Origin of the sequence: Collinsella aerofaciens, from assembly GCF_015560135.1 — a bacterium.
Lineage (GTDB): Bacteria > Actinomycetota > Coriobacteriia > Coriobacteriales > Coriobacteriaceae > Collinsella > Collinsella aerofaciens_AN.
In genome coordinates this window covers 1-10,940 of the sequence record NZ_JADMRH010000029.1, presented here as the reverse complement: position 1 = coordinate 10,940, position 10,940 = coordinate 1, and the positions used below count along the sequence as shown (strand labels likewise).

The following is a 10,940-nucleotide window of genomic DNA, read 5'->3' as shown; positions in this document are numbered from 1 at the left end:
GGGGCCTCGGGGGCGTTCGGCTAGCTGCGGGAACGGCCTGTCCGCCTAATGTGTTCGGCTGAGATCGGAAATCAACCATTCGTGGGTGCTATCCAAGCCAAAACAACAAAAGCAATCGGTAAAACCGCAGCTTAACCACCCTTTATCGTTTAATCCACGAGGTCTCGGGGCGGCAGATAAGTCGCGCGTTGTTGTAGGCCATGTCGAGCGTGAGGCAGGTGCGCGCGGCGTAGAAGCCGTCCTCGCGCTGGATGGTCAGCGCCAGTTCGGGTTTGTCGCCGGTTAGGCACAGCGGCAGCAGCAGTTGGATCCGGCCGCCGTAGAACTGCGGTACCGCGAGCGTGTAGTTGGCTGCGGCGCGGCGGGCGGCCTCGACGACGGCGCCCTCAAAGGCGCGGCGCAGTAGCAGCGAGTTGCCCTCCCCCATCAGGCTAGCGGGAATACGCGTAAGGTTCTCCTCATCGCCCAGAATGTGGTCGATGTTGGAGCGGATGGGAAGGCGGTAGTCAAAGGCCAGCTCGGAGGGGTCCTCGGCAAAGCGCACGCGGCACGGCAGGTACTCAAACGATACCAACATAGGGTCGCTTTCCTTAAAGAAGCCCTTCAAAAACCAGCGCTGGCGCGCGTCGGGCTTGGTGTTGGGCTCAAACAGGCCGTAGATGGTCTCGTAGCGGCGCGTGTACAGGCCGGTGTTGAATAGGCAACGGTCGTCGTCGAACACCAGCGGTAAGTTGGACGGGGCGGTCTGGTCCACGTCACGCTCGGTCAAGAACACCGCGCGGCTAAATGAGAACGACAGGTAGTTTTTGAGGATGCGGTTGCCGGGACCCCAGTCCTCGGGGTCGGCGAGGTCGACCAGGCGGTCGTAGCAGGGCTCGGGGCAAAACGCGAAGTCGTACACATTGCTGCACAGGGTGCTTGGGATCTCCATGTGGCGTCCATTCCATTTCATAGTTAGAGTTTGGATGCTTAGATTTTATACGTGCGACGCACCGTCGAGACACACAACGCAATTGCGGCGCAGCTCGTCGGCGAGTTCTGCTCGCGTGCGGTTTCCGGAAACAAGGTCCTGGATCCAGGCGTAGTGCTGGTTGTCTTTGGGTTCCGGGCTATCGGAAAGTACGATTGGAGCACTAGCGGCGTAACAGGAAGGTCCCGCCCGTCAACATCGGCAATCATGAGTTGACAAGCGTAATCATGGTTCAATTGCGGTTTAGCAATAGAATGTCAGGGAATCATCACCAAAGGTTTCGCGCCACTTGTCACAAATGTATCGATGGTTCATGGTGATTAGTTTTGAAAGATCCCTGAGATCCTTAGCCGGAATCTTGCTCTCGTTGTTCGCAAGTGTGCATCCGCCATTTTTAGTGAGCCAAAACTTAGTCGAGTTAGCAGCCGCCCTCTTTACCCCTACATGGATGTGAACGGGTTCTCCGTTTTCCGCGATCCAAAAGAACAGAACATACTGTCCAAAAACAAGAATTCGAGGCATTATGCCACCGCCGGTCCAGCTTTTTGCCGTTCTGCAAGCTCGAAGATAAACGGAGCGTTTGATCTAACGAACTCGGTCAAAAAATCCAGTTCGTCAGTAGAAAATCCTTCGACGTTAAACCATTTGACCGCAGGTAGAAAGCATTCTGCATGGTCAAAACCAAAATCAACCGGGCGCTCGACGGCTACGCGAACGGTCCCGTCGTCTCGTGTTTCTGAGTAGGCAAACTGAGTGCCGTCATCTAGCTGAACATAGCTCCAAAGCATTGCTGCCTCCTTAGTGTTTATATCCAAGTATAAACAGCCGCTTAGATGCAACGTGATGCGAATTGAATTATTCCCATAAGACCTGAACTGCTGATTATTTGTATTACTGAGATTTAAACCACCTCACGCTTCAGCGTCTTTTTGGCATGGAAAACCGTCATTGTGTGATGGTCGGACTTTATGTCAAGGATCGTATTCAGATTCAAGCGCTCGCATGCTTAACTACTTGCAGGCGCTTGAATCCTATAGATTACCCAAATGCTGCTCAACAGCCTCCATGCCAACCTCCGCATATTTTAGGAGGCCTTGTATATCGTTGTAGTTCTTGGGCAATCGATCTTTTTCAATGCCAGTAATTTTTGCAAATAATTCGATTGTCAGATCGAGTGCGAAGTCGATTAGTTTTTGAATTTCGCCGTAAGTTAAAGGAAGTCGCCTAACAAGCTCATCATATTTCAGTGCTTCCATGTCGCTATGGGCGAAAACCTTATTTCGCTGATCGCGAAGCATGTCAGTTAGTTTACGGAGACTGTTGAGTCGTTTTTTCCATAGATTGGAAAGGTCATGAGTGGTTATACACACAGTAACCATTCTGCAATGATTTCCGAACAGTTTTTCATATGAGCGTTGAGACTCAACTTCCTTGGGGTAAAAACGCTCCTCGTCCTCTGCCAATGGGTGAACGATTGGATTAAGCCTGTCAAAGTTTGGTCGATCACCGAATATAGAGATTGCAAGTGCGTCGATTTCAGCAGAATGAGACGAGACTTCTTCTATCAAGTTCCCAATACTGACGTCGCTTTTGGCATCAAATAACCGTGCGCAATTCATGAAACAGGATTCGGTTAATGCAAGTTGTGTAAAGCTGAAGAAGCAGCCAGCGCAAATTACTTCATTCTCATAGTCGGAAGATGCTTTAGACAGTTCGCGAAGGATTGCTAGTTCCGTGTTGGCATAAAATGCCTCGTTGTATAGATAGCTGCAACGTTCAAGCAGCTCAAGAAGGCCGGCGTTTAATTCTTTCTTGGCAGCGTCAACTGTATGATCCGATTCGTGGTACATGTTAGATAAATCCTGAGCAATTGTCGTAATAAACTATTCTACAAATGTGTCGTTAAGAATATAGCCTTCTACATAGCCTATCGAAATGGGTGCTTTAGCAGCGATATGCGGCGACCAGGAGCATTGTTCCCAGCACGAACAGCAATGTGGACACGGCTATCCAATGGCTGTCGCCGGTCTTTGGGAGTGTCGCAGTTGTCGCGGTGGCAGCTTTGGGCTTGGGGACTTTAGCGACCGTGGTCTTGGTTGCTGTCGTTGTTGTCTTGGTTGTCGCGGCCGCTGGTTTCAGTGCCGGATTTGCCGTGGGCCCTGTGGTGGGCTCTTCGGCAGCGGGATTAACATGGGCGGGAGACTTGTCCGCGCTATCGCCAGACACGTCGCGCCTGTCGGTCTCCCCCGCCGGAGGCGTGGCGACATCGGGCTCAACCACCACATGCGGCGCCACCGCACCGGAGGCATCCACCACGTCGCTAGCACCAAAGGTCCCGCCGGCAGGCGTCACAAACCTCACAGACACAAGCGACCCACCCAGACAAGCAACACCGCCGTCGGTGCCGGCCGCATCAAGCCACGAGGCATCGACGGAAAGCCGACAGCTGGCCGCGCCATTGCCAAGGCCTAAGTCCTGCAGATACACGCCGTAGGCGCGCACGCCCGCCCCGGACCCGGCGCCCGTGGCGACGACGCGCCCGCGGCCGCACACGGCCATGTCGCCGGCGATCACGCCGGCCACGGCCTCGTCCGTGACGTCGGCCCCGTCCGCCCGGGCATCGACGGCGCAGCCGTCCACCACGAGCGTCCGCGAGACGTGGATCCCGCACTGCGAGCCCGTCGCCGTCAGGGTCCCGGTGCCGCGAAGCGTCAGGTTGCCCCACACCTCCATGCCGCACAGCGTGATGTCCGCATCGGGCGCATTCGACTCCGTCACCGAGTTTTGCCCGGCGAGCGTCACGACCAGGTCGCCGTCGGCGGCGGTGGCGTCGCCCGCGTATCCGTCAAGCTCCAGATGGCCGGCATCGGTCCAGGCCCAGCCGGGGCCCGACACGCCCGGCTCGCAGTACGTCGCGCCCGCGATAAACAGGCTCTCCGCGCCCGCGGCACAAGAAGGCCCGCCCAGCAAAACGCATAGGCAGGCCATGGCAGCGATCGCGATGTGATGACGGCCGGTGTGGGACTCGGCGGCAAACATAGCCGCTCCGATCTTCGCAGGAGCCAATAGAATATGCACCAGAAAAATGCCCTGGTAGCAGCACCTATTAGTTTAGCGAGATCGATGCGGGAGCAAAGAGAAATCGCGTGGGCAATGTCCACAATTAGGTGTAAATCGTTTTGCCAGCCGGTGAAAGGGAGAATCAGCATCCGAATTCGCCCTTCACGTTTCTGATGATGTTGTTTGATAAATGGTTCCGATAGTCCATAAAAGATGGTTCATAATAGATTTAGATGAAAAACCTTCGGATTTGTAAGGCGGGGTCGCTGAGACGGTACCGCCTAGTTTTATCAGCGTGCGCCTAACGATCGAGATCACATTCTCCCTCGCGCGCGAAGAAGTCTTGCCCTGCGAAGACTATGATCGGTTGGACAGGCCCGGCGTATATCGCGTACTTCCGTAGTTTTTCTTCGGAATATCCGTATTAAAAATACGGGCAAATTGACCAATTTGCTAAGCTACTTTATCCTGTGTTTCAAATAGACTCAGAAAGCAGAGGAGCCGTGCCATGCTCAAGAAGTTTTCGGTTTCAAATTTCAAGTGCTTCAATAAGCGAATTACATTTGATCTATCCGATCCCGCCAACTATTCATTCAATCAACAGGTAATTCAGGATGGCATTAAGGCAAAGGGCATCATATATGGTGCGAATGGCAGTGGAAAGTCCAATTTCGCCCTCGCGATATTCGACATTGTTCTGCATCTGACCGACAAGGAAAAGCTGCTCAAAAAATACTCGCCATACCGGTGCCTTAATTCAAAGAGTTCAATTACAGAGTTTCAATACGATTTTGTCTTCGACAATATCGAGGTCGTATACCGCTACGGGAAAACCGACCCACAGACGCTTGTATACGAGAGTCTGTACATTGCTGGCGTGGAGGTCTTGAGCTACAGGTTCGACGCTCAAACGGGCCATGTTGACCTGCCGGGCGCCGAGTCCCTCTCGCTTTCTACCGATCTCCCCACTGAGTCCGACAGGCTGTCGCGTGTCAAATATGTCAAGAGCAATGCAATACTGCGAGATGAGCCGTCTGCCAGGGCGTTTAGAGCCTTCACCTCCTTTGTCGACAACATGCTCATGTTCTACTCGCTCGATGAGCGTGGATATCAGGGGCTTTCGGTTGGCTCGGATATCTTTACCCAGGGCATTATTCGCGAAGGAAAGATGGAGGACTTCCAAGAATTCTTGCGCCAGCAGGGAATCTCCCTGAACCTCGTATCCGTGGACGTGAATGGAGTTCCCGAGCTTTATTGCAGGTTCGAGGGCGGTACCGTTCCGTTTGCGTCGGTCGCCTCGACAGGCACCATGTCACTTGCTCTGTACTACTACTGGTATATCAAGATGAGCAAGGCTTCCTTGGTCTTTATCGATGAATTCGATGCCTTTTATCACTTTGAATTGTCCCGGTCGATCGTGGAGATGCTACGGGACCTTGAGGGCGTCCAGGTTTTCATTACGACGCACAACACGGACCTTTTGACGAACGACCTCATGCGTCCCGATGTCTATTTCATTCTCAAGGAGGGGGAGATTCGCTCGCTGGAAAAGCTAACACCCAAGGAGCTCAGATTGGCGCATAACCTCCAGAAGATGTTTAAGGCCGGTGCTTTCGATGGCTAGCCCGGTCACGCTCTTCATCGTTGAAGGAGAGTCGCGTGACCTGCGCTTTGCGGAGAAGATGAAGGATCTTTTTCTGAAAGGGAGAGATGACCTGAGGGTGATCTGTCTGCCAGCGGCGCAGAACATCTACATGCTTTACGAGCGGCTTGCAGAGGAGGACTTCGATCTGGATGTTGTGGAGGTACTGAGAGAAACGGTGCCTTCTGCTGCAAAATGTCTAGAGGGCGTGGAGAGGGATTCTGTTGATGAGGTCTTTCTCTTCTTTGACTACGACTCTCATCAGAACAATGCGCCTGGATGCGAGTCCGATGCCCTTGTGGAGGCGATGCTCCTCGCATTCGATAACGAGCACGAGAGCGGAAAGCTCTATATAAGCTACCCGATGGTCGAGGCACTGTACGATTATCGCGCAGGGCAGTGCCAGGCGCATTCAGGCTGTTTTGTTGACAACTCGGAAATCGCTCAATATAAAAATAAGTCGGGAGAGGGAAACGTTAACGTGGGGAAGCACATGGAGCTTCCCCAATGGAAAGATGCAATCGCTGCCTTCGTATTGAGATGCAAGTGCCTGCTCGGTCTCGATGAGGTTTCATTTGAGACGTATCGAGAGCTGGTTACGGTCGATGCGATCTTCCGCGAGGAGAAAAGGATGCGGATCGAGGACGGTTCGGTGTTTGTGCTATCGGCTTTTCCAGAGTTTCTGCTCGACTATTTCGGTGATAAGTTCTTTAATTCCATGGCTCCGATGCGCCACCTTAAGTTCGATGATTGCCCCCGAGGAAATGGATGAGACGCAATTAATCTCGCGGGTACAGGTTCTCCTGTCTAAATTGTGAACTCGGCATAAGAGACGTTGTTGGCCATGCCCCGGACAGCATCCAGTCGATGATGTTCTCTTGCCTGATGCCGCCGCGACCTCCCACGTCAACGCGGTCGAGCGTGAGCGGGGTCTTCGGATAGTTGTTCCGAATCGCCTGCAGCGGCGCGAGCTCGGGAAAGTACCTCACTATCAGCTTCCCCCACTCCGACTTCGGGTTCACGCAGGTGATGTGGAACCCGTTAAGCCCAGCTTGGACAAGCTGTTAGGAGACTGGCATTTCGCCTGCGTCGATCTCGAGAGGATCGGCGACAAGGTTGCGAACAAGGACTGGAAAGGTCATTATGAGGGGTAAATAAGATGACAGACAACACGTATTCGGGAACTCTAAAATTCAAAGATGTTGATTTTGTCTTTGTGTTCGATGGCTCTGAGGTTGTTCTCATCCCGCCCAAAGAACGCAAGAATGACATTATGTGGGGTTGGCTAAAAAAAGAAATTTGCCCCGGTGTGTATACATCCGGCGACCCTTTGACTGTTGATGTGCCTTATCTTGACGGCTTCTGCAACGAGACAAGCAAGCGATTGATCTTTTTGACCAGGGAGGAATCGACTGTCGGAAGTCGAAATTCGACTCTGTATATCAACGTTGCTGGGTATCTGGAATGTAGCCCGAATACCAATGGTTTTTGCAGGATGACTCTATCCGGCAGGGCCTTGAATTACATTCATCCGGTTAATAGGGCATTCTCGCAGGTATTTGATTCTGACGACCTTACAGAAAAGGGAATCATCTCTATCAGGACAAATGGATTCGACAGAACTTCGACCGTGAAGAGAGCATTTCGCTTTGAGGGCAGAGATATCGCGGCGTATTTCTCAGTTGGGTGGACATGCAGTATGAAAATTAGTACTCCACCCATCACCCTTAATTCCAGCATGATTTTCGAGTTTGATGAAACGGACGATTACTGGTTTTTCTATCGCCTGTGGCATGCAGCAGAAGACTTCCTCAAATATCTGACATTCAGCAAAAACACACTAATTGAGAATTGCAGCCTGCAGGCTATGTACGACGACTCGCATTACCCCAGCACAGCTGAATTCAAGCTAGCGAGATCCTCAGAGCCATTTGATACCAAGCCTCTTGAAAAAGGTCGATATATTCAGCTGTCTTTGCTGGACCCGTATGAGATTAAAATGTTTGGAGCGATTGCAGACGGAGAAATCTACCTAAGGCATATTCCTGAAACATACGAAAAGGGACATACGCTCGATGCATCGGACTTCGTGCTGACTTCCGCAGCATTTGAATGGGAATTTGACCAAGCGTATCCAAGCGGAGTTGTCAAATCAGAAGCTCGAGTGGCTGCTGAGCAACGAGCATCAGCTCAGATGGATGAATGCATTAACCAAAGCTCCGGAAAAGCTAAAAAGATATTGAAATATGCAAAGAAGAGCATCGGCTTTAGCAATCTGGAATCGAAGATAGTACAGGCTGGTCGAGATTTTCATGAAATGATTGGGGTATTTGGGGAAGGTCTATACAAAAGGAATGATGAGGAATTTTCCTACGAAGTCATTGGAAGCAGGCTGGCTGAGCAAAGAAATGACTTTGCCCATGGAAACATTGACAAGGATTTCAAAGGTGCTGCCATTCTTGATTTGCTGCTTCTACGCTATCTTGTCTATGCAATGCAGCTGAAGCGCATCGGTGTCTCAGCTGCAAATACTCGCAGAGCGATAAATGAGCTATTTGGCTTAATGTATTACCTCCCTGCAGAAGACGGTGACACAGAGACGGTGGCCAAGAACACTGAGATAAATGAGCCGAACAACGAAACCGAAGGCAATGCAGACGAAATCGTAGAGGCGGAATAGAATGGTTCCCGACTGCTGCGGAATGTACGGATTGCTGCCGTATCCTTAGTAATTAAAACTGTCCGTTCAGTAGTAGGGGCGCGCCGGCGTTAGCCGGTGCGCCCCTACTTTGGGAAACATAAAACTCGCTTTTAATCGGTTGCCTGCGTAGCTCAAAGCGGGAACAACCGCCATGACGATGCATGCGATACCGAGCAGCGGTGCGCGGCAGCTATAAGCGCTGCTCCTAGCAGGAATAGCGCTAATGAGGCGGCGATCCAGTTGTTGTCGGCGGTCTTGGGGAGTGTCGCTGCGGTCACTCTGGTGGCTTTAGGCTTGGAGGACGTAGAGACCGTGGTCTTGGTTACCGTCGTCTTGGTCGTTATGTTTGTCTTGGTTGTCGCGGCCGCGGGTTTCAGCGAGGGTGTTAGCGCCGGGCGATTTTAGCCGCTAATAGTCAAACTATTTTGACCAATCCCGGTCACCGAATAATGGCCACCGTGCCTCCCCGCCGCCACTACGCTGGTGGTGCCAACACGCCGGCGTTAGGAGGACCATTGAGGTGAACGAGAGACACGATGACCTACAGGAGATTATAGACGCGGCGCTCCGGGAGATGGCCGCGGAGGAGGGCGACGGGTTCGACCCGCAGGCATGCAACCTCGCGGAGTTCTGCAGGAGGACGGGGCTCACCCGCTCCCGTGCGAGGACGGTCAGGGCACACGGGTTCAGGGCCCTGCCCCACGGGAACAGCGGGAGGAGGGCCGCGCCGGGCGTGCTTGCCGGCCACACCGGCCTGGTGGACGACCTCCTGCGGAAGGGCGTCACCAACTCGCAGGTGATATTCGAGCGGCTGCTCGGCCAGGGCTACGCCGGCGGCCTCACCACGGTGAAGACCTATATCGCCGCGCACCGGGACCTCGTGCCCGCGAAGAGGCGGCAGGTGGCCCCGCAGGGCTGCCGCGGGCAGCGCTTCAGGACGGCGCCCGGAGAGGCCTACCAGATGGACTGGGGCTTCGTCGCGGTCGAGCGCCCCGGCGGCGAGCGGGCGCGGATCGCCTGCTTCGCCATGGTCTGCCACCATTGCGGGAGCGCCCACGTCGAGTTCTTCCCGAACGCGCGCCAGGAGAACCTCCTCATCGGGATGCTGCACGCGTTCTCGGCGCTGGGCGTGCCCGCGACCGTGCTCACCGACAACATGAAGAGCGTGGTCGTCCGCCGCGATGCCGACGGCCGGCCCGTCTGGCAGGCCGACTACGCCGAGTTCATGGGCGTCGTCGGCTTCCGCACCAGGCTGTGCAGGCCGCGCCACCCCTATACGAAGGGCAAGGTGGAGAGGCTCGTCCGCTTCGTGAAGGGGAACTTCCTCGCGGGAAGGTCCTTCACCGACCTTGACGCCCTCAACCGGGAGGCCGCCCTCTGGTGCGCCGAGCAGGGAGGCCGCTGGCGGCGCCCGGCGGCATGCGTCCCGATGCGCGAGCACGAGGCGGCGTGCTCGGCGAACACCAGGCCGCTCGAGGTCACGGCCGAGGTCGAGCGGTACCTGTGCCCGCGCCGGAAGATCTCCTTCGACGGCTTCGTGAGCTTCGAGGGGCACCGCTACGGCGTGCCCTACTGGTACGGCCGCCGCGAGTGCAGGGTGAGCCGGGAGGGGCGCGTGGTGCACATATACAGCGACGACCTCTCCCGCGAGCTCGTCGCCCACGCCGTCGGCGCCGGCGCCGACAGCTGGTGCGAGGGCCAGTGGGAGACATCGCCGGCGCAGCCCGAGGAGCTGCCGACCCAGCCGGTCGGGACCGTGGTCGAGCAGATCGCCCCGCCCCGTGCGAAGCCCGGTTTCGAGAGGTTCGACTTCGGGAGGGCCGAATGATGGCGGGCGCGGGGGCGAGTCCCTACGAGCTCGCGAGCGACGCCGCGTCGAGGCTCGGGATCGCCGTCGGGGCGGAGGAGCTCGCGACCCTCGCCTCGGACCTCGACCTCGGCGACGGGGAGATGGCCGCCGTGGCCGCCACCTTCTCCTACCTTGCGGAGAAGAGGAGGCTCGCCTCCATCGAGACGCTGCTGAGGCTGAGCAGGCTGCCCAGGCGCGAGCCCAAGACCTTCGAGGGCTTCGACTTCTCCAGGATCCAGGGCCGGGACGCGGCCGCGCTGGGCAAGCTCCCGTCGCTGGCCGACCTCTACGCGCACCGCAACGTCGCCTTCGTCGGGCCCGGCGGCATAGGGAAGACGCACCTCGCGCAGGCCTACGGGCGCGAGTGCTGCATGCGGGGGCTCAAGACCTACTACATCAAGGCGACCGAGCTCAGGGACAGGTTCCAGAAGGCCGTCCAGCGGGGAAACACCTCGCGGGTCGTCTCCTCGCTCGTCAAGCCGTCGTGCCTCATCGTGGACGAGGTGGGGAGATGCGTCTACGACAGGCCGTGCACCGACCTGTTCTTCGATGTCGTCGACAGGCGCTACGAGAAGGAGGGGCCGAACGCGATGGTCCTTACGAGTAACATCGCCCCGAGCGGGTGGGATGAGTTCTTCACGCCTTGATTATCGACTTCATCCGAACACCTCCCACATTCATCCGCACATGTACGGATGAATGTGGGAACCCGATACCC

General features: G+C 55.4%; 11 protein-coding genes. 5 read left to right on the top strand and 6 right to left on the bottom strand.

Translation table 11 applies throughout. The features are described from left to right. Positions 1–142: 142 nt before the first annotated feature. The 5 genes from I2H19_RS09280 to I2H19_RS09260 all read right to left on the bottom strand — a co-directional run bounded on the left by I2H19_RS09280 (position 143) and on the right by I2H19_RS09260 (position 4,009). Complete coding sequence (locus tag I2H19_RS09280; protein ID WP_195622483.1) at positions 143–931, bottom strand: DUF3825 domain-containing protein; 789 nt, start codon at positions 929–931, stop codon at positions 143–145. Between the two features lie 282 nt (positions 932–1,213). Next, a complete protein-coding gene (locus tag I2H19_RS10125; protein ID WP_082421950.1) occupies positions 1,214–1,492 on the bottom strand; it encodes a DUF4160 domain-containing protein in 279 nt (92 codons plus the stop codon). After that, the gene (locus tag I2H19_RS09270; RefSeq protein ID WP_055287420.1) at positions 1,492–1,758 is read right to left on the bottom strand and encodes a hypothetical protein; all 267 of its coding nucleotides are present in this window, start codon (positions 1,756–1,758) and stop codon (positions 1,492–1,494) included. Before I2H19_RS09270 ends, I2H19_RS10125 begins: the two co-directional genes overlap by 1 nt. A gap of 243 nt (positions 1,759–2,001) precedes the next feature. After that, on the bottom strand, positions 2,002–2,820 hold the full coding sequence (locus I2H19_RS09265) for an AbiU2 domain-containing protein (RefSeq protein ID WP_195622482.1): 819 nt from the start codon (positions 2,818–2,820) through the stop codon (positions 2,002–2,004). A 94-nt stretch (positions 2,821–2,914) separates the two neighbouring features. Then, positions 2,915–4,009: a hypothetical protein gene (locus I2H19_RS09260; protein WP_195622481.1), complete on the bottom strand. Its 1,095-nt coding sequence runs from the start codon at positions 4,007–4,009 to the stop codon at positions 2,915–2,917. 529 nt (positions 4,010–4,538) lie between these two features. On the opposite strand from I2H19_RS09260, the gene I2H19_RS09255 reads away from it, so the two are divergent. Together I2H19_RS09255 and I2H19_RS09250 are read left to right on the top strand one after the other, a co-directional pair. After that, positions 4,539–5,654: an AAA family ATPase gene (locus I2H19_RS09255; RefSeq protein WP_118267980.1), complete on the top strand. Its 1,116-nt coding sequence runs from the start codon at positions 4,539–4,541 to the stop codon at positions 5,652–5,654. After that, complete coding sequence (locus tag I2H19_RS09250) at positions 5,647–6,444, top strand: hypothetical protein (protein WP_117743949.1); 798 nt, start codon at positions 5,647–5,649, stop codon at positions 6,442–6,444. Before I2H19_RS09255 ends, I2H19_RS09250 begins: the two co-directional genes overlap by 8 nt. Before the next feature lie 7 nt (positions 6,445–6,451). Here the strand turns inward: I2H19_RS09250 and I2H19_RS09245 are convergent, their stop codons facing one another. Further along, the gene (locus tag I2H19_RS09245) at positions 6,452–6,661 is read right to left on the bottom strand and encodes a hypothetical protein (protein ID WP_147357156.1); all 210 of its coding nucleotides are present in this window, start codon (positions 6,659–6,661) and stop codon (positions 6,452–6,454) included. Between the two features lie 170 nt (positions 6,662–6,831). Here I2H19_RS09245 and I2H19_RS09240 point away from each other — a divergent pair, with 170 nt between their 5' ends. From I2H19_RS09240 to I2H19_RS09230, 3 genes are all read left to right on the top strand, one after another. Beyond that, on the top strand, positions 6,832–8,352 hold the full coding sequence (locus tag I2H19_RS09240; RefSeq protein ID WP_195622480.1) for a hypothetical protein: 1,521 nt from the start codon (positions 6,832–6,834) through the stop codon (positions 8,350–8,352). 541 nt (positions 8,353–8,893) lie between these two features. Further along, positions 8,894–10,201, top strand: coding sequence for an IS21 family transposase (gene istA, locus I2H19_RS09235; protein ID WP_271745863.1), 1,308 nt, complete (start codon positions 8,894–8,896; stop codon positions 10,199–10,201). After that, positions 10,198–10,869: an ATP-binding protein gene (locus I2H19_RS09230; RefSeq protein WP_229089883.1), complete on the top strand. Its 672-nt coding sequence runs from the start codon at positions 10,198–10,200 to the stop codon at positions 10,867–10,869. The genes istA and I2H19_RS09230 overlap by 4 nt, the downstream gene beginning before the upstream one ends. Positions 10,870–10,940 lie beyond the last annotated feature (71 nt).

Coding starts and splice junctions, on each gene's coding strand:
- I2H19_RS09280 (WP_195622483.1), bottom strand. CDS start 931: ATGGAGATCCCAAGCACCCTGTGCAGCAATGTGTACGACTTCGCGTTT.
- I2H19_RS10125 (WP_082421950.1), bottom strand. CDS start 1,492: ATGCCTCGAATTCTTGTTTTTGGACAGTATGTTCTGTTCTTTTGGATC.
- I2H19_RS09270 (WP_055287420.1), bottom strand. CDS start 1,758: ATGCTTTGGAGCTATGTTCAGCTAGATGACGGCACTCAGTTTGCCTAC.
- I2H19_RS09265 (WP_195622482.1), bottom strand. CDS start 2,820: ATGTACCACGAATCGGATCATACAGTTGACGCTGCCAAGAAAGAATTA.
- I2H19_RS09260 (WP_195622481.1), bottom strand. CDS start 4,009: ATGTTTGCCGCCGAGTCCCACACCGGCCGTCATCACATCGCGATCGCT.
- I2H19_RS09255 (WP_118267980.1), top strand. CDS start 4,539: ATGCTCAAGAAGTTTTCGGTTTCAAATTTCAAGTGCTTCAATAAGCGA.
- I2H19_RS09250 (WP_117743949.1), top strand. CDS start 5,647: ATGGCTAGCCCGGTCACGCTCTTCATCGTTGAAGGAGAGTCGCGTGAC.
- I2H19_RS09240 (WP_195622480.1), top strand. CDS start 6,832: ATGACAGACAACACGTATTCGGGAACTCTAAAATTCAAAGATGTTGAT.
- I2H19_RS09230 (WP_229089883.1), top strand. CDS start 10,198: ATGATGGCGGGCGCGGGGGCGAGTCCCTACGAGCTCGCGAGCGACGCC.